At 74.7% G+C, this 16,882-nt stretch carries 16 protein-coding genes; 11 read left to right on the plus strand and 5 right to left on the minus strand.

Annotated features, from left to right (window positions below; translation table 11 throughout):
- Window positions 1-13: 13 nt before the first annotated feature.
- The 3 genes from gndA to Q0963_RS07370 form a co-directional block, all read right to left on the minus strand.
- Window positions 14-1,402: an NADP-dependent phosphogluconate dehydrogenase gene (gndA, locus tag Q0963_RS07360; protein WP_299444997.1), complete on the minus strand. Its 1,389-nt coding sequence runs from the start codon at window positions 1,400-1,402 to the stop codon at window positions 14-16.
- Between the two features lie 143 nt (window positions 1,403-1,545).
- Window positions 1,546-3,048 (minus strand): cryptochrome/photolyase family protein, encoded by a 1,503-nt coding sequence (locus Q0963_RS07365; RefSeq protein WP_367180036.1) that lies wholly within the window; start codon window positions 3,046-3,048, stop codon window positions 1,546-1,548.
- Window positions 3,045-4,298 (minus strand): NAD(P)/FAD-dependent oxidoreductase, encoded by a 1,254-nt coding sequence (locus Q0963_RS07370; RefSeq protein ID WP_367180037.1) that lies wholly within the window; start codon window positions 4,296-4,298, stop codon window positions 3,045-3,047. The genes Q0963_RS07365 and Q0963_RS07370 overlap by 4 nt, the downstream gene beginning before the upstream one ends.
- A 132-nt stretch (window positions 4,299-4,430) precedes the next feature.
- On the opposite strand from Q0963_RS07370, the gene Q0963_RS07375 reads away from it, so the two are divergent.
- The 7 genes from Q0963_RS07375 to Q0963_RS07405 are packed head-to-tail and all read left to right on the plus strand — an operon-like array spanning window position 4,431 to window position 11,658.
- Window positions 4,431-5,555: a polyprenyl synthetase family protein gene (locus Q0963_RS07375; protein WP_299444746.1), complete on the plus strand. Its 1,125-nt coding sequence runs from the start codon at window positions 4,431-4,433 to the stop codon at window positions 5,553-5,555.
- A complete protein-coding gene (gene crtI / locus Q0963_RS07380; protein WP_299444747.1) occupies window positions 5,552-7,060 on the plus strand; it encodes a phytoene desaturase family protein in 1,509 nt (502 codons plus the stop codon). The genes Q0963_RS07375 and crtI overlap by 4 nt, the downstream gene beginning before the upstream one ends.
- Complete coding sequence (idi, locus tag Q0963_RS07385) at window positions 7,057-8,568, plus strand: isopentenyl-diphosphate Delta-isomerase (protein WP_299444749.1); 1,512 nt, start codon at window positions 7,057-7,059, stop codon at window positions 8,566-8,568. Before crtI ends, idi begins: the two co-directional genes overlap by 4 nt.
- Window positions 8,569-8,575: 7 nt before the next feature.
- Window positions 8,576-8,917 (plus strand): lycopene cyclase domain-containing protein, encoded by a 342-nt coding sequence (locus Q0963_RS07390; protein WP_299444751.1) that lies wholly within the window; start codon window positions 8,576-8,578, stop codon window positions 8,915-8,917.
- The gene (locus Q0963_RS07395; protein ID WP_299444753.1) at window positions 8,910-9,230 is read left to right on the plus strand and encodes a lycopene cyclase domain-containing protein; all 321 of its coding nucleotides are present in this window, start codon (window positions 8,910-8,912) and stop codon (window positions 9,228-9,230) included. The genes Q0963_RS07390 and Q0963_RS07395 overlap by 8 nt, the downstream gene beginning before the upstream one ends.
- The gene (locus Q0963_RS07400; RefSeq protein ID WP_299444755.1) at window positions 9,227-9,970 is read left to right on the plus strand and encodes a class I SAM-dependent methyltransferase; all 744 of its coding nucleotides are present in this window, start codon (window positions 9,227-9,229) and stop codon (window positions 9,968-9,970) included. The genes Q0963_RS07395 and Q0963_RS07400 overlap by 4 nt, the downstream gene beginning before the upstream one ends.
- Before the next feature lie 50 nt (window positions 9,971-10,020).
- Window positions 10,021-11,658 (plus strand): FAD-dependent oxidoreductase, encoded by a 1,638-nt coding sequence (locus tag Q0963_RS07405; protein ID WP_299444757.1) that lies wholly within the window; start codon window positions 10,021-10,023, stop codon window positions 11,656-11,658.
- Here the strand turns inward: Q0963_RS07405 and Q0963_RS07410 are convergent.
- The gene (locus Q0963_RS07410; protein WP_299444759.1) at window positions 11,596-12,642 is read right to left on the minus strand and encodes a hypothetical protein; all 1,047 of its coding nucleotides are present in this window, start codon (window positions 12,640-12,642) and stop codon (window positions 11,596-11,598) included. The genes Q0963_RS07405 and Q0963_RS07410 overlap by 63 nt on opposite strands.
- A gap of 41 nt (window positions 12,643-12,683) precedes the next feature.
- Here Q0963_RS07410 and Q0963_RS07415 point away from each other — a divergent pair, with 41 nt between their 5' ends.
- The 3 genes from Q0963_RS07415 to Q0963_RS07425 all read left to right on the plus strand — a co-directional run bounded on the left by Q0963_RS07415 (window position 12,684) and on the right by Q0963_RS07425 (window position 15,312).
- A complete protein-coding gene (locus Q0963_RS07415; protein WP_299444761.1) occupies window positions 12,684-13,097 on the plus strand; it encodes a VOC family protein in 414 nt (137 codons plus the stop codon).
- An 84-nt stretch (window positions 13,098-13,181) separates the two neighbouring features.
- Window positions 13,182-15,020 carry a S8 family serine peptidase gene (locus tag Q0963_RS07420; RefSeq protein ID WP_299444763.1) on the plus strand — a complete coding sequence of 613 codons (1,839 nt, stop codon included), beginning with the start codon at window positions 13,182-13,184 and terminating at the stop codon, window positions 15,018-15,020.
- Between the two features lie 19 nt (window positions 15,021-15,039).
- Window positions 15,040-15,312 (plus strand): hypothetical protein, encoded by a 273-nt coding sequence (locus tag Q0963_RS07425; RefSeq protein WP_299444765.1) that lies wholly within the window; start codon window positions 15,040-15,042, stop codon window positions 15,310-15,312.
- 10 nt (window positions 15,313-15,322) lie between these two features.
- On the opposite strand, the gene Q0963_RS07430 is transcribed toward Q0963_RS07425, so the two are convergent.
- Window positions 15,323-16,342 carry a DUF5914 domain-containing protein gene (locus Q0963_RS07430; RefSeq protein WP_299445000.1) on the minus strand — a complete coding sequence of 340 codons (1,020 nt, stop codon included), beginning with the start codon at window positions 16,340-16,342 and terminating at the stop codon, window positions 15,323-15,325.
- An 87-nt stretch (window positions 16,343-16,429) separates the two neighbouring features.
- Here Q0963_RS07430 and Q0963_RS07435 point away from each other — a divergent pair, with 87 nt between their 5' ends.
- The gene (locus tag Q0963_RS07435; RefSeq protein ID WP_299444767.1) at window positions 16,430-16,831 is read left to right on the plus strand and encodes an SRPBCC family protein; all 402 of its coding nucleotides are present in this window, start codon (window positions 16,430-16,432) and stop codon (window positions 16,829-16,831) included.
- Window positions 16,832-16,882 lie beyond the last annotated feature (51 nt).

Below are 16,882 nucleotides of genomic sequence, written 5' to 3' on the forward strand. Positions count from 1 at the left end.
GGGGCCCGGCCGGTCAGCCGGCCTCGACCTCGGCCGCTCCCTCGGACCACAGCGTGTGGAACGTGCCGTCGCGGTCGACCCGCTCGTAGGTGTGCGCCCCGAAGTAGTCCCGCAGCCCCTGCACCAGGGCCGCCGGGAGCCGCTCGGCCCGCAGCGCGTCGACGTAGGAGAGCACCGACGAGAACACCGGCGCGGGCACTCCGGACCCGACGGCGGCGGAGACGACCCGGCGCAGCGCCGGCAGCCGGTCGGAGACCGCCGCGGCGAAGGTCGGGGTGGCGAGCAGGCTCGGCGCGTCCGGGTGCTCCTCGACCGCCTCGGTGATGTCACCGAGCAGCCGGGCCCGGATGATGCAGCCGTCGCGCCAGATCCGGGCGAGGTCGGCCGGATCGACGTCCCAGCCCTGCTGCTGCGAGCCCTCGCGCACCATGTCGAGGCCCTGGGCGTACGCCACGATCTTCGCCGCGTACAGGGCCTGCCGGAGGTCGTCGACGGTCACGGCGCCGCCCGGGGGCTCCGCACCGAACTCGAGGGCCTCGCGGACCGCGTCCCGCCGGGCGGTGTCGCCCGAGACGGCGCGCGCCATCGTCGCCTCCGCGATGGCGGTGACGGGCACCCCGAGGTCGAGGGCCGTCTGCACCGTCCAGCGCCCGGTCCCCTTCTGCTCGGCGGCGTCGCGGACGACGTCGACGAAGGGGCGCCCGGTGGAGGAGTCGGTGTGCGCGAGGACCTCGGCGGTGATCTCGACGAGGTAGGACTCCAGCTCGGTGTCGTTCCACGCCCGGAAGGTGTCCGCGATGTCCGCGGGGGCCAGCCCGGCGGAGCCCCGCAGCAGGTCGTAGGTCTCGGCGATCAGCTGCATGTCGGCGTACTCGATGCCGTTGTGCACCATCTTCACGAAGTGGCCCGACCCGTCGGGGCCGATGAGGGTGCAGCACGGCTCGTCGTCGACGTGGGCGGAGATGATCTCGAGGAAGGGCCCGAGCTCGCCGTAGGTGTCGCCGTCGCAGCCCGGCATGATCGAGGGCCCCTCGAGCGCGCCGACCTCGCCGCCGGAGACCCCGACCCCGGCGAACCGCACCCCCTTCTCGGCGAGCGCGTCGTGGCGGCGCACGGTGTCGCGCCAGTACGCGTTGCCGGCGTCGGCGACGATGTCGCCCTCGTCGAGCAGCGGCAGGAGCTCGTCGAGGACGGCGTCGGTGGAGGCCCCGGCCTTGACCATGACGATGATCCGGCGCGGGCGCTCGAGCGACGCCACGAGCTCCTCCATCGAGCGGGCCAGGGTGAGGTCGCCCTCGTGGCCGAACTCCTCGACGAGGGCCTCGGCCCTGCTCGTCGTCCGGTTGTGGACGGCGACCCGGAAGCCGTTGCGGGCGAGGTTGCGGGCGAGGTTGCGGCCCATGACCGCGAGCCCCGTCACGGCGATCTGGGCGGTGCCCACGGTCCCTGCGGTGTCCGGCACGTCGTCTCCTTCGTCGGGTCCAGCCTTCGGGGGGGCCAACAGGCGCCGGCTCGGCGGTCTTCCCGCTCCGGTGCGGACCCACGTCAGAGCCGGTCGATGACCTCGCGTCCGCGCTCGAGCAGCGCGGCCCGGCGGTCCTGGTCCATCCTGTCCCACGACCGCGTGACGAGCGTCGACCGGGGGTTGCCCTCGAAGACGTCTCGGTGGTCCTCCACGAACGTCCAGTACAGGGCGTCCCAGTCCGCACGCCACTCGCCGGGGCCGACGTCGCTCATCGTCCGGAGGTAGTTGCTGCCCGAGACGTACGGCTTGGTCGTGATGCCCGTGCCGGCGGCGAACTGCGACATCGCGTAGACGTTCGGGACCATGACCCAGTCGTAGGCGTCGACGAAGAACGCCATGAACCACTCGTAGACCTCGGTCGGGTCGGTCCGCAGCAGGCACATCGCGTTGCCGAGGACCATGAGCCGTTCGATGTGATGGGCATAGCCGCGCTCCAGAACGCCGCCGACGACATGGTCGACCGGGTCCAGACCGGTCGAGCCGTCCCACCAGCCGCGGGCGAGGGGGCGAACGTGCCGCAGGTGGTTCGCCGTGCGCATCCGCCGGCCGTACAGGTGGTACGTGGCCCGCATGTACTCGCGCCAGCCGACGAGCTGCCGCACGAACCCCTCGAGCGAGGGCAGGTCCACACCCTGCTCGTCGGCACCGGCCAGCACCGCCTCGAGCACCTCGGCGGGGTCGAGGAGCCCGCAGTTGAGGGCCGGGGTGATCGCCGCGTGGAACACGAACGGGTGCCGGGTCGAGATCGCGTCCTCGTACGGGCCGAACTGGGCCAGCCGCTCGTCGACGAACTCGCGCAGCCCGGCTCGGGCCTGCCCGTGCGTGACCGGCCAGTCGAAGGTGGCGGCACGCCCCGGCGCGTCCGGGAAGGCCTCGCCGACCCAGGCGATCGCCTCCTCGACCTCGGGCAGCCGGCGCGGCCCGTGCCGGGGCGGGACGGCGTGCCCCTTGGGCAGCTTCTTTCGGTTCTCGGTGTCGTAGGACCAGCGGCCGCCGACGGGCCGGTCGTGGTCGGCGCCCTCGACGAGGACGTCGAGGCGCTGCCGCTGCCAGGTGTAGAAGGTCTGCATCCGCGCCCGGTGCGCGCCGAACCACTCGGTGAGCTCGGGGCGCGTGGTGAGGAAGTTCGGCGTCTCCTCGACGTCCTCGGGGGTCAGGGCGTACCCGCCGTCGGCGAGGGCGGACCGCAGGTCGCGCAGGAGCCAGTCGTCGACGACGTCGTGCACGCGGACCTCGTCCGGCGCCAGCCGGTCGACGAGCGCGGTCAGCCGGGCCCCCGTCGGCCGGCGGGCCTCGGTCTCGACGACGTCGACGTCGAACCCGTGCTCCCGCAGCCGCGTGGCGAACAGCCGCATCGAGGCGCGGTGCAGCACGAGCTTCTGTGCGTGCACCGGCTGCTGACGGAAGAGCAGGTCGTCCTCGACGAGCACGAACTTGGTCCCCGGCCGCTCGTCGAGGAGCGACTCGAACAGCTGGTGCGGGAAGACGATCCGGATCCGGCGGCGGGCCATCGACCCGGTCACCCGGCCGTGAGGTCGAGCAGGACGGCGCCGGCGACGCGGTGACCCGACACGAGCGCCCCCTGGATGGAGGCGGTGTCGCGGTGGTCCCCGGCGACGTACACGCCCTCGGCGACGCGGGCGGGGGCGGCGACCCGCAGCGGGGCCGGCTGGGCGGGGAGCGCGTCGTGGATGTCGTCCCGGCGGATCGTGCGCCAGCCGAGTGTCGAGGTCCCGAACACCTCGCCCGCCTGGCGACGCACCTCGTCCTCCGTCGGGTCGACCCCGCCGCCGAGCAGGGTCGTCACCTCGACGAGATGGCTGCCCGCCGGGGCGTACGACGGCACGGCGTTGCTCACGACCGCCGCGTTGACCATGGGGCCGCGGCGCCGGCCGTCGACGACCACCCGGTCGGAGCGGGTGGGGGCCTCGTCGGCGGCGAACCACCAGGTGCGCAGGCCCCGGGTGACCGGCGCCGGCACGTCGACGAGACCTGCGACCGCCTCCGGGCCGACGGCGACGACCACCGCGCGGGCCGTGTGCGTCGTCCCGTCCAGGCACTCCACGGCCGGCTCCCGGCCCGGTCGGAGCCCGACGACGCCGGTCGACAGCCGCAGGTCCGGGCCACCCCGGCGGCGCCGGGACCGGTCGGCCAACCACTCGGGCAGCGCCTGGATGCCCCGGGCGGGCAGCCCCGGCACCCCGAGCGCGAACATCCGCACGAGGAGCCGGACGAACGCCTCAGAGGTCTCGCCCCGGTCCTCGGCGACCACTCCCGCGAGGAACGGCTCGAGGACCTCCTCGCGGAGGGGGCCGGCGACACCCGCGGCGTCCAGCCCCTCGCGCACCGTCCGGTCGGGGCCGGTCACGACCCGGCGAGGGGTCACGAGGACAGGGGCGGCCCAGCGGGCCAGGGCCGTGACCGAGGCCGGGGTGAGCAGCCCGCTGCGCAGGGTGGCCGGGACGCGTCGTGGGTCGCGCAGCGGGTGCGCGAGCTCGACGAGACCACGGTCGCGGCGCACGAGCAGGCCGGCACCGAAGGGACGCAGGGCGAGGTCGTCGGCGTCGACCCAGCGCCGGATCGCCGGGTAGGCGGGGTTGAGCACCTGGAAGCCGCGGTCGAGGAGGAAGCCGTCGACCTCGTCGGTCCGCTGCCGGCCCCCGACGACCGGCTCCCGTTCGAGCAGCAGGACGGCGCGTCCCGCCTCCGCGAGGCGGTCGGCGCAGCGGAGCCCGGCCAGGCCCGCTCCGATGACGATGACGTCGGCGTCCACGGACAGACCCTAGGCGCAACGGCCGAATGCGGGCACCCTGGAAGGAGGGCGTCCTGGCCTGTCTAGGGTCTGCGGACGCCGTGGAGGGCTCTGGTTGAATCGAGGCCCGAGACAGGACGGAGCAGGGCGTACATGAGTGCCGAGGTCACCGCGTTCGAGGTGCACACGAGACCCGGTCCGTTGCGGGCCGAGGACACCCTCGACGGGGTCGACTCGATGCTCGACGAGGCCCTCGAGTCGCTCGGCGGGTTGCTCGAGGAGGCCGGCGTCCACCCCGCCGGTGGCGACGCGGCGACCGGCCCCCTGCACGTCGACCTCGTGCGCGAGCTCGGCGGGCAGCTCGCGAACCCCGGCAAGCGGATCCGGCCGCGTCTGGCCCACTGGGGGTGGGCCCTCGCGGGCGACGCGGATGCCACCACCTGGCCCTCCCTCGTCCGGGTCGGTGCCGCCCTGGAGCTGCTCCACCTCTTCGCCCTCGTCCAGGACGACGTCATGGACCGCTCCGACACCCGCCGGGGCCGCACCGCGCTGCACGTCCAGGCCGGGCGCCGCCACCGCAGCGCCGAGGGCCTCGGCGACGCTGCGCTGTTCGGCGACAGCGTCGCGGTCCTCGTCGCCGACCTCGCGCTCAGCGAGGCGGCCAGCCTCGTCGCGCCGCTGCCCGCGCCGGTCCGCCGGGTCTGGCGGCTCATGACCGTCGAGCTCGTCGACGGCCAGCTCCTCGACATCACCCACACCGCGAGCCGCGGCCGCGACGTCCCGACGTCCCGCCGCATCGCCCGCTTCAAGAGCGGCCGGTACACGATCACCCGTCCCCTCGAGCTGGGCGCCGCCGTCTCGGGGGCCGACCGGGCCCACATCGACCGGCTCGTCGCCTGGGGGGACCTCGTCGGCGACGCCTTCGCGGTGCGCGACGACGTCCTCGGGGTGTGGGGCGACCCCGCCGTCACGGGCAAGCCCGCCGGCGACGACCTCGCCTCCGGCAAGCCGACCATCCTGCTCAGCTGGGCCCACGAGATGCTGCCCGCCGGCGACCGGCCCCTGCTGGCGGCGTGTGACGCCGGCACCCTCGACGCCGACGGGGTCCGCGCGCTGCAGGCCGCGATGGCCGCGGCCGGGGTCCGCGAGCGCGCCGAGCAGGAGATCACCGGCCTCGCCGAACGCGCCCTGGACGGCCTGCCCGAGCTGGGCGGCGACGCGGCGGCCGTCACCGCCCTCGACGACCTCGTCCGTTCGATCGCCTGGCGGTCGGCATGAGGGTCGTCGTCGTCGGCGCCGGGCTCTCCGGCCTGGCGGCCGCGTGCCACCTCACCGCGGCCGGGCACGACGTCACCGTCCTGGAGCGCGACGACGTCGTCGGCGGGCGCGCGGGGCTGCTGCGGCTCGGCGACTTCCGGATGGACCCCGGCCCCGTCGTCATGACGATGCCCGAGCTGCTGCACGCCCCGATCCGCGCGGTCGGCGGCGACCCCGAAGCGCTGGCCCCGATGCGGCGGCTCGACCCGGCCTACCGCGCGGTCTACGCCGACGGGTCCGAGCTGCTCGTGCGCGCCGACATGGCCGACCTGCGCGAGGAGATCCGCCGCCTCTCCGGCGAGCGCGACGCCGCGGCCTTCGACCGGTTCCTCGACTGGCTCGAGGAGCTGCACGAGGTCGAGTTCGACACCTTCATCGACCACAACTTCGACTCCCCCCTCGACCTCGTCCGCTCGCCGCTCACCGCGGCGCGGCTGCTGCGGCTCGGTGGCCTCGGGGCGCTCGGGCCGAAGGTGGCCTCGTTCTTCGACGACGACCGGCTCGTGCGGATCTTCGGCTTCCAGGCGCTCTACGCCGGGGTGGCGCCGGCGGCGGCGCGGGCGGTCTTCGCCGTCATCACGTACATGGACACGGTGCGCGGCGTCTTCTACCCCGAGGGCGGGATGCACGCCGCTCCCCGGGCGATGGCCACGGCCCTCACCGACGCCGGGGGCTCGGTCCACCTCGGGGTCGAGGTCGCCGAGGTGCTGCGTCGCGGCGACGGTGCCGTCGCCGGGGTCGCGACCGTCGACGGCACCCGCATCGCGGCCGACGCCGTCGTCTGCACCGTCGACCTGCCCGTCGTGTACGACCGCCTCCTGCCGGGTGTCACCGCCCCCCGGGTGGTCCGGCGCGGCGACTACTCGCCGTCGGCGGTCGTGTGGCACGTCGGCGTCCGCGGCACCCCCGGGCCGCACGTCGGCCACCACAACATCCACTTCGGGCGCGAGTGGGACACCGCGTTCGAGGCGCTCATCGACCGCGGTGAGCTGATGCCCGACCCGTCCCGCCTCGTCACGGTGCCGACGGTCACCGACCCGAGCGCCGCCCCCGACGGGTGCTCCACCCTCTACGTCCTCGAGCCGGTGCCGCACACCGGGTCCGGCATCGACTGGGACCGCGAGTCCGGGCCGATGCGCGACCGGCTGCTCGCCTTCCTCCAGGCCGCCGGCTACCCCACCGACATCGTCGAGGAGCGCCTCGTCACCCCGGTCGACTGGGAGGCGCAGGGCATGCACCTCGGCACGCCGTTCGCCCTCGCCCACACCTTCACCCAGTCCGGGCCGTTCCGCCCCGCGAACATCGACCGGCGCGTGCCGGGGCTCGTGTTCGCCGGGTCGGGCACGACGCCCGGGGTCGGGATCCCGATGGTGCTCGTCAGTGGCAAGCTCGCCGCGCAGCGGGTGCAGCAGTACGCCGCGACTGCCCGGCCCGTCCCGCGGGCCACGAGCCGGGTCGCCCCGTGAGCGCCCCGGCCGAGCACCTCGCCGCCGGGTACGCCCGGTGTGCGCAGGTCACCCGCGAACACGGCACCACCTACTACTGGGGCGCCCGGCTGCTGCCGCGTGAGGACCGCCGCCACGTCTTCGCCGTCTACACCCTGGCCCGGCTCGCCGACGACATCGTCGACCTCGCCGGGCCCGACCCGGGGCCGGGGACCGCGGCCGAGCTCGACGCGTTCGAGGCGCGCTTCCGCGAGGCCGTCGCCGCCGGGACCTCCGAGGACCCCGTGCTCGCGGCCGTCGCGACGACCGTGCGGGAGCGCGCCATCCCCGACGAGTGCTTCACCCGTTTCTTCGGCGCGATGCGTGCCGACCTCACCCAGCGCACCTACGAGACGTGGGACGACCTGCTCGGCTACATGGACGGCAGCGCCGCCGTCATCGGCGAGATGATGCTGCCGGTCCTGCACCCGAGCGTCGACGCGCTGGCCCCGGCCCGGTCCCTCGGCCTGGCCTTCCAGCTCACGAACTTCCTGCGCGACGTCGGGGAGGACCTCGACCGCGGCCGGGTGTACGTCCCGCAGGAGGACCTGCGCCACTTCGGGGCCGACCCGCACGCCCGCGTCGCGACACCCGAGTGGCGCGCCCTCATGGCCTTCGAGATCGAGCGCAACCGCCGCCTCTACCGGGAGGCCGACGCGGGGCTCGCGGCCCTGCCGCCGGCGTCCCGTCGGTGCGTCGCGACCGCCCGGGTGCTGTACGCCCGCATCCTCGAGCGCATCGAGGCCGCGGGCTACGACGTCTTCGCCGAGCGGGCCCGGGTGCCGACCCCGGCGAAGGCGGCGCTGGCGGCCCGGATGGTGCTGGCGCGGGACCCGCTGCGGCTCGTCGGCCGGGACCGCGCCGCGGAGCGGGCCGACCGCGGCTGGGTCTCGGACGACGACGTCGTGCTCGTCGACGCCGACGGCGCCGCTGTCTCGACGGCCCCGAAGTCGGCCGTCCACCACGACGCGACCCCCCTCCACCTCGCGTTCTCGTGCTACGTCGTCGACGACGCGGGCCGGCTGCTCGTCACCACCCGGGCCGCGAGCAAGCCCAGCTTCCCCGGCGTCGTGACGAACACGGTGTGCGGGCACCCGCACCCCGGCGAGCCCCTGGACGACGCCGTGCGGCGCCGGGCCCGCTCCGAGCTCGGCGTCGAGGTCACCGACGTCCGGCTCGTCCTGCCGCGCTTCCGCTACCGCGCGCTCATGGCGGGCGTCGCCGAGAACGAGGTGTGCCCGGTGTTCGTGGCGCGGGCCGCGACCGGGGCGACGTCCCCCGACCCGGAGGAGGTCGACGACCTGGCGTGGGTGCCCTGGGCGGAGTTCTGCGCCGAGGTCCTCGCCGGGCGGCTGGCCGTCTCCCCGTGGTGCGCCGAGCAGGTGCCGCTGCTCGCCGCGCTCGGCCCCGACCCGCTCGCCTGGCCGGCCGCCGACCGCACCGAGCTCCCGCCGGCGGCCGTGCTGGGCCACGCGGTCGAGGCGGGCTGAGGCGACCGTGGACGACCGGTACCAGTACCTGCTGCTCATGGCCGGGTGCGTGGCCATCACCCTGCCCCTGGAGTTCGTGCTCCGCGCCCGGGTGTACCGGCGCCCGGCGCGCCTGCTGGCGGCGCTGCTGCCCGTCGTCGCGCTCTTCGTGGCCTGGGACGTGCTCGGCATCGTCCGGGAGCACTGGACGTACAGCGAGCGCTACACGACCGGGATCCTGCTGCCGCTGGACGTCCCGCTCGAGGAGCTCGTCTTCTTCGTCGTCATCCCGATCTGCGGGCTGCTGACCTTCGAGGCCGTCGGCACGGTGCTCGGCTGGGTCCGCCGGTGGCGGGGGCAGGATGCCTGAGTACACCACCCTGGCCGTCCTGTCGGTGCTGGCCACCGTGGCCGCGGAACGGTTCTGGCTGCGCACGGGCGTCTTCCGCACCGCGCGGTACTGGCTGGCGATGGCGATCGTCTTCGCCTTCCAGGTCCCGGTCGACGGCTGGCTCACGAAGCTGTCGGCGCCCATCGTCATCTACGACGAGAGCCAGACCATCGGGGTGCGGGTGCCCTGGGACATCCCCGTCGAGGACTACCTCTTCGGGTTCAGCATGGTCACCCTGACGATCCTGCTCTGGGTTCGTCGCGGCGCACGACACGAGGAGGTGGCCGGATGACCGGCCAGGACTGGGTGCTGGCGGACGCGTTCGACCGCGCGGCCCCGACGTACGACGCGATGGTGGCCCTGTCGCCGGGGTACCACGACCAGCTGCGCACCGCGGCCGAGGCGCTCGTCGGCCGGATGCCCCTCGCGTCCGGTGGACGCCGCGCCGCGGTGCTCGACCTCGGCTGCGGTTCGGGCGCGTCGACCCGCGCCGTGCTGGAGGCGTGGGCCGCGGCCGGGCGCGACCCGGCCACGCTGGAGGTCACCGGGGTCGACGCCTCCGAGGGGATGGTCGACCAGGCCCGGGCCAAGACCTGGCCCGGCGGGGTCGAGTTCGTCGTGGCCGACGCCGTGACGCACCTGCGGACGCTGCCGGACGCTTCGGTCGACGGCGTGCTGGGCGCCTACCTCCTGCGCAACGTGCCCGACCGGGCCGAGCTCGTCGCCGAGGTGGGGCGGGTGCTGCGCCCGGGCGGAGCGTTCGCCGTGCACGACTACTCCGTCGCCGGCAGCGTCCGCGCCCGGGCGATCTGGGCGGCGGTCTGCCACGGCATCATCATCCCGCTGGCCGTCGTCAAGCGCTCGGACGTGCCGCTCCACCGGTACCTGTACACGAGCGTGCGCGACTTCGACTCGGTCGAGCGCATCTGCGAGCGGCTCCAGTCCGCGGGGCTCGCCGACGTGCGCCACCGCTCCTACCCGGGATGGCAGGACGGTGTCGTCCACACCATCGTCGGGAGCGCCCCCGCGTGACGCCCTGGCCTCGCACCCCCCGGTACCGACCGGGTCGTGACCCCCGGGCGGTGTTCCACCCGCCCCCCGAGCCGGCCGGGGACGCGAGCGACGCGGTGGCTGCCGGCGAGCGGCACGTCGTCGTCGCCGGGGGAGGCATCGCCGGGCTGACCGCCGCGCTCGGGCTCGCCGAGCGGGGGGTCCGGGTCACCCTGCTGGAGCGCTCCGAGCGCCTCGGCGGGCGGGTGGCGTCCTGGCCGGTGACCCTCGCGGACGGCAGCCCGTCGCACATGAGCCGCGGCTTCCACGCCTTCTTCCGGCAGTACTACAACCTGCGGGCCGTGCTGCGCCGCACCGACCCCACGCTGGACCGGCTCCGCCCGCTGGCCGACTACCCGCTCGTACGCGAGGGCGGCGTCGCCGACTCCTTCGCCGGCATCCCTCGCACCCCGCCGTGGAACCTCGCGGCGTTCGTCGCCCGCAGCCCCAGCTTCGACCTCGCCGGGCTGCGCGGGGTCGACGTCGAGCAGGCGCTCGGGCTCCTCGACGTCGACTTCCCCGCGACGTTCGCCGAGCTCGACGGGGTGAGCGCGGCCGAGCTGCTCGACCGGCTCCACTTCCCCGACGACGCCCGCCACCTGGCGCTCGAGGTCTTCGCCCGCAGCTTCTTCGCCGCCCCGAGCGACTTCGCGGGCGCCGAGCTGCTCGCGATGTTCCACCTGTACTTCGTCGGGTCGGCCGAGGGGCTGCTCTTCGACGTCCCGCGCGACGACTACGACAGCACCTTGTGGGGCCCGCTCGGCGCGCACCTGCACGACCTCGGCGTCGAGGTCCTCGTGGGCCACGAGGTCACCACCGTGCTCGACGGCACCGGCGGGCGGCTCGCGGTGCACCACCGGCAGGCCGAGGGCGGGCACACCGGCCAGGTGCTCGACACCGACGCCGTCGTCCTGGCGCTCGACCCGGTGGGGCTCCGCGACGTCGTCGCCGGCTCCCCGCGGCTCGGCGGCGCCGGCGATGCGGGGCGGTCGTGGCGCGCGCAGGTGGCCGGCGTGCGGTCGGCGCCCGCGTTCGCGGTCTGGCGGCTCTGGCTCGACGGGCGGGTGCGGGCCGACCGGCCACCGTTCCTCGGCACCAGCGGGTACGGGCCGCTCGACAACGTCTCGGTCCTGGAGCGCTTCGAGGACCATGCCGCCGCCTGGTCCGCGGTGCACGGCGGGTCCGTCGTCGAGCTGCACGCGTACGCGGTCCCGGACGGCACGGCCGAGCCCGACCTGCGGGAGCGGATGCGCGCGGCAGTGCACCGCGTCTACCCCGAGACGGCCCGGCTCGGCGTGCTCCACGAGGAGTGGCTCGTCGCGCAGGACTGCGTCCTCGTGGGGCTGGAGCCCTGGGCGTCCCGGCCGGGCGTCGCGACCCCCGACCCGCGCCTGGTGCTGGCCGGTGACGCGATCCGCTGTGACCTGCCCGTCGCCCTCATGGAACGCGCGGCGACGACGGGCTGGCTCGCCGCGGACCGCCTCCTCACCGGCTGGGGCCTCCCCGGGCACGGCGTGTGGTCGGTGCCGCTCACCTCGCGCCTCGGCCGGCTCCCGGCCCTGGCCCGCCGCGGCATCCGCGCCGCCCGGGCAGCCCGTCGCCCGGGGTCAGGCCCGGGGGTCGGCGGTGTGGCGTCCCGCGGCGCGGAGCACGGCCAGGGCGGCGAGTGAGACGAACGGGTTGGTGCGCCGCCGCCCGGACGGCCCCCAGTCGGCGTAGCTGCCGCGGCTGACGACGTGGTCCGCGGTGACCGTGGTCGGGGCCTCCAGCGGGAACCCGCCGTCGGGCTGCCACTTGGACTCCAACAGGTCGAGCGCGTCGGAGCAGCGGGCGTCACCGAGACGGCCGAGGTCGGCCATCACCTGCAGCGCGAACAGCACGTCGAAGAACTGGATCGGGTAGTGGATCCGGTCCGGGCCCGGTGTGCCGGCCCAGTCCGGCACGACCAGGGTGCCGTCCGAGCGGTGCCACAGCAGACGCCGCGGCAACAGCAGGTCCGCCACCCGCTGGGCCGCCCGGCGCGCCTGGTCGTCGTCGTGGGCCTCTCCGTACGCCCACAACGCGCGGGCCGGGATCAGCGACTCCTGGAAGGAGGAGTGGGCGGCCTCCGGACGCTTGTCGCAGTTCCAGCCGCCGTCGGGCCACTGCCAGCCGATGAGCCGGTCCACCGCCTCCCGGGTCCGGTCCTCCTCCAGGCCGAGCCGCACCGAGGACCAGATCGCGTTGCCGTCCATCGAGGCGCAGTGCCGGACCCGGTCCTCCTGCCCCGGGTGCACGACCGTCAAGGGCGACTCGAGGAAGTGGGTGGAGAACAGCCAGTCGTGGACCCGGCCGACCAGCGGTCGGAGGCGCGCGTCACCCTCGGGGTGCTCGATCATCGCCAGGCAGGTCAGCGTCCAGTGCGGGCCCTGCCACTTGCGGTACGTGTGGTGCAGGGTCTTCGGGTCCTGCTCCAGGACCCGCAGCAGCGCCGTCGACATCGCGGACCCGCCGATCCGGTCCCGCATCGAGCGGGCCGTCGCCGAGTCGGGGTCCTGCCCGCTCAGCAGACTCGCCTTGTAGGCGAGGACGGGGTCCTCCGAGGCGGCCAGCCGCTCGACCAACGCCGCGGAGTCGGCGAGCCGGCGGGCTCGGACCTCGGCGGACGCGCCCATACCGAATCGTAGCCCCGGCCGGTGCGGCGTACGGTGAGCAGATGGCCGAGCCCGTCACCGTCCGCCAGCTGCGGCTGGTCGTCTCCACCCCCGATGCCGAGGCGGCCGTGGCGTTCTTCCGCGACGTCCTCGGCATGCCCGAGGAGGAGGCCTACGACGGGCCGGACGGTGCTCACGTCACGATCCTGGACGCCGGCCGGGCCACGCTCGAGATCGCCAACCCCGCCCAGCAGCGGTACATCGACACCGTCGAGGTCGGCCGACAGGTCGCCGGAGCGTGGCGGGTGGCTCTGGAGGTCGACGACGCGAGCGCCGCGAACGACGCGGCGGTCGACGGCGGAGCATCGCCGGTGGCCCCGCCGACCCGCACTCCGTGGGACTCCGTGAACGCCAGGCTCGACGCGCCGGGCGGCATCCACCTGACCCTGTTCCAGGAGCTCGGCGCCTCGGACTGAGCCGGCCGGGCCGCACATCACCGGCCCGCACACGTATCTCTGCGGCCCGACCGCCCTCCTCCCGGGTGACACCAAGGAGGAGCCATGACCACAGCTGACCCGTTCAAGGACCTGGCGGCCGACGAGGACGAGTTCGATGTCGTCCACGAGGCGGTCCTGACCGACGGCGAGCTCGCCCGGTACGGCGCCACGCGGCTGCCGGACGACGTGCGTCACCGCGAGAAGGACCGCGAGGACAAGTGTGCCGACGAGCCGGCGGTCGAGCCCGTCGACCACAAGGACCCGGCGTCGAAGATCCACCCGCTCCTGCGGGAGCGGAAGGGCAAGCGCGCCAGTGACGCGATCGAGACGGTCGTCGTCACCTTCCGGGACGAGCTGGCGATGCCACGGTTCCCCGAGCCCGACGTGGACCAGCCCCGCGACTGCTGCGACAACGCCCGCGAGCTCGAGCGGGCGGATGCGCTCGCCGACACGGTGCGGCGGCGACGCGCGGACGACTACCAGCAGCTGACCGAACGCCTCGGCCGCGTCGACGCGAAGGTGACCGACACCTTCTGGCTGATCCGCGGCGTGCAGGCCCGGATGCCGTTGGCCGGCATCGAGGAGCTGGCCGAGGACGAGGAGGTCCTGTACATCGAGCCGGACGACACCGAGGACGCGCCCCCGCAGAACGACGTCGTGGACGGGAGGCGGGACATCGTCTCGGACCCCTACTTCGGCCTCGGCCTCACCAGCGGGTGGATCGGCCTGCTCGACACCGGTGTCCGGCGGACCCACGTGGTGTTCAACTCACCGTCGCACATCGACTTCATGCGCGACTGCGTCAACGGGGGTGCCGACTGCAACACCGGCACCGCGCTCAACCCCGCCGACGACTGCTGGGACCACGGCACGGCGAGCGCCGCCATCATCACCGCCAACAACCGGCAGGGCAACGCCTTCCGCGGGGTCACCGGGATCACCCTGGACAGCTGGAAGGTCTACCCGAGCTCGGTCGACGCCTCGGGCAACTGCAACGGCTTCCTCAACGTCACGGCCGCCGTCCGCGGTTTCGAGAACGCGGTCCGCGTGCTCGACCGGGTGATCGTGGCGGAGATGCAGGGGTCGGGCGACGACCGCAGCGCCATCGCGGTGGCCGCCGACAACGCCTTCGACGCCGGCGCCGTCGTCATCGCCGCGAACGGCAACAACGGGCCGGGCGCCTCCACCGTCAACGTCCCCGCCAACGCCCACAAGGCCCTCGGGGTCGGCAACTTCGACGTCCAGTCGGGCACCCAGGTGGCGAGCCAGAGCCGCGGCCCGGCACCCGACGGCCGCTTCAAGCCCGACATCCAGGCACCCACCAACACCGAGACGGCGAGCAACGCCTCCGACACCGCGCGCCGCGTGTTCGGCGGGACCAGCGGGGCGACCCCGTACGCCGCCGGCGCCGCCGCGCTGCTGCGCAACTGGCTGCGTCGCCCGACCGGCTCGATCGACCCGGGCCAGGTCTACGCCCAGATGATCCTGTCGGGGCAGAACCCCTACCCCTTCACCAACACCGAAGGGGCCGGCCCGATCGAGCTGCCGACGAACGGGGTGGCCTGGTGGGGCAAGGTCACGGTCCGCGACGGCGAGAACGTCGACATCCCCCTCCCCGTCAACGCCGAGCGCGCCAACACCCTCGACGCGGCACTGTGGTGGCCCGAGGGCGGCGTCCGCATCTTCGGCTTCCAGCTCGACTGGCACAGCGACATCGACCTCCACCTGATCGACCCCTCCGGGGCGACGCGGGCGTCGAGCATCTCGATCCCCAGCGTCTTCGAGCGGGCCCGGGTCGGCGGGCGCATCGCCACCGGCACCTGGAGGCTGCGGATCCGGGGCTATCGGGTCCCGTCGGTGGTGCCTACCGTGTACTGGGCGGCCCACGTCCGCACCCGGTGAACGGCAGCCCCGAGGACGCATGAGCGAGAGCTGGTACGACGAGCGGCCCGAACCCGAGCAGACCGTCTCAGGGGTGCTGCGGGCGGCCCCTGCCCGCAGCACCCCCGGCGGTCGGGACCGGCTGCCCTACCGGCTGGTGCTGGCCGACGGAGGGGTCCTGCCGGTCTACGGGCCGGCCGTCGAGGACCGCCTGGACCGGCTGGTCGACGAGCACGTCGTGCTGGTCGGCAAGGTCGTCGACCTGTCGGCCGAGGGCTTCGGCCCGGAGCTGTGGGTCGGGGCGCTGGGCTGACCAGCCTCGGTCAGCCCTCGAGGGTGCCCGCGTCCCGGCGGCGCATCTCGTAGCGGCGGGCGGCGTACTCGAGGTCGTCGGCCCACAGCTGGGTCGCGGAGGCCCGCATCCCGACCCGGACGAGCCTCGCCATCCGGCGCGCGACGGCGAAGCCCCCACGGTCGGACGTCGCGACGACGGCCTCGGTCATCACCGTGCGGGCCGGGTGCGCTCCGGGCGCGGTGAGCGGGGTGGCGTGCGTCTCGACGACGCTGCCGACGCCCTCGCCGTCGGTGATCGTCATGACGATGGTGTGCGAGTCGGGGCAGGTGAACTCGGCCCGGACCGGCACCGCGAAGGTCCGGCCCAGCCGGTAGGCGACGTCCAGGACGAGACGGTCGTCGGAGGACGCGTCGTCGTCGACCCGCAGGTCGCTGAACGCGTACGGGTGCAGCCAGGCCCCGTGCCAGGGGTCGAGCCGGTTGGCCATGATGTCGCGGGGTTCGCACGTCGCCGCGAGCGAGATGACCGACGCGATGGACCCCTCGGGCCGCGGTCGCATCGCGAGCACGGGGCGGTCGGTGGGGTCGGCGCCCTCCTCGACGGGCCCGAGCCGGACCCAGACGAGCACCCCGTCGTCGTGGGCGGCGTAGGTGTTCCACGGCGGGTCGGTGTCGCGGCCGAGCGGCATCCCGTGCCACCGGCACAGCACGGTCCCGTCGACGACGTCGCAGTCGTGCAGCCGCGCCCCGAGGTGCGGGCAGGCGCCGGGACCCGCGAGGAGGGACCCGTCGGCGTCGCGCCACAGTGCGACCTCCCGCCCGGCCACCGTCCGCATGACGGACCGGGTCGCCGGCACCTCCGTGGACGCTCCGGCGACGAGCCAGCCGTGGGTGGGGCGGCGCAGGGCAGCGGCCAGCGCCTGCTCGATCCGGGCCGGCTTGGCCTGCCGCCACGTGCCGCGCAGGTGGGCGGGCGTCGTCTGCGGGAGGTACCGCACCGGGATGCGGCGGCGCACGTCCTCGCGCCAGGACCGGTCGACGCGCAGCATGCTCACCCCGTAACGCTAACCCCGGCACCGCCGATCCGACCACCCCGTCGAGCCACGGCGTGGACCCCGTGCAGCATCATGGACAGGGTGAACCCCCTGCACGGCGCGCTGCGCATCTCGGCGACCGGCGACCGCCCTCCCGCGCACGCCTGGGCCTGCTACACCGAGCCGCGCCGCTGGCAGGCGTGGGCACCTCAGATCCGGGAGGTGGACTACCCGCACGAGGTGGTGGTGCCGGGCACGAGCGGCCGCGTCACGGGTGTGGGCGGCGTGATCGCCGTCTTCCGGGTCGAGGCCGTCGACCACGAGGCCCGGACCTGGGCGTGGTCGGTGCGGTCCGGGCCGCTGCGGGTCCGGCTGGAGCACGGCATCGAGCAGCGCGGCGCCGGCAGCCTGGCCTGGGCCGACGTGCACGCGCTGTGGCCGGTCGTTCTCGGCTACGCCCCGGTGGCCCGGTGGGCGCTGGGCCGTCTCGTGAGACCGGCCTGAGCCTCGAATCGCGCAAACCCCTCGACTACCGCTAGGCTCGGCTCCAGTTGT

This window comes from uncultured Phycicoccus sp., from assembly GCF_947495705.1.
GTDB lineage: Bacteria > Actinomycetota > Actinomycetes > Actinomycetales > Dermatophilaceae > Phycicoccus.

What these genes read in the sequence shown, in the direction of transcription:
- Q0963_RS07415 (WP_299444761.1), top strand. Translation starts at nt 12,684, where the DNA reads ATGGCCGAGCCCGTCACCGTCCGCCAGCTGCGGCTGGTCGTCTCCACC.
- gndA (WP_299444997.1), bottom strand. Translation starts at nt 1,402, where the DNA reads ATGGGCCGCAACCTCGCCCGCAACCTCGCCCGCAACGGCTTCCGGGTC.
- Q0963_RS07430 (WP_299445000.1), bottom strand. Translation starts at nt 16,342, where the DNA reads ATGCTGCGCGTCGACCGGTCCTGGCGCGAGGACGTGCGCCGCCGCATC.
- crtI (WP_299444747.1), top strand. Translation starts at nt 5,552, where the DNA reads ATGAGGGTCGTCGTCGTCGGCGCCGGGCTCTCCGGCCTGGCGGCCGCG.
- Q0963_RS07425 (WP_299444765.1), top strand. Translation starts at nt 15,040, where the DNA reads ATGAGCGAGAGCTGGTACGACGAGCGGCCCGAACCCGAGCAGACCGTC.
- Q0963_RS07400 (WP_299444755.1), top strand. Translation starts at nt 9,227, where the DNA reads ATGACCGGCCAGGACTGGGTGCTGGCGGACGCGTTCGACCGCGCGGCC.
- Q0963_RS07410 (WP_299444759.1), bottom strand. Translation starts at nt 12,642, where the DNA reads ATGGGCGCGTCCGCCGAGGTCCGAGCCCGCCGGCTCGCCGACTCCGCG.
- Q0963_RS07420 (WP_299444763.1), top strand. Translation starts at nt 13,182, where the DNA reads ATGACCACAGCTGACCCGTTCAAGGACCTGGCGGCCGACGAGGACGAG.
- Q0963_RS07375 (WP_299444746.1), top strand. Translation starts at nt 4,431, where the DNA reads ATGAGTGCCGAGGTCACCGCGTTCGAGGTGCACACGAGACCCGGTCCG.
- Q0963_RS07395 (WP_299444753.1), top strand. Translation starts at nt 8,910, where the DNA reads ATGCCTGAGTACACCACCCTGGCCGTCCTGTCGGTGCTGGCCACCGTG.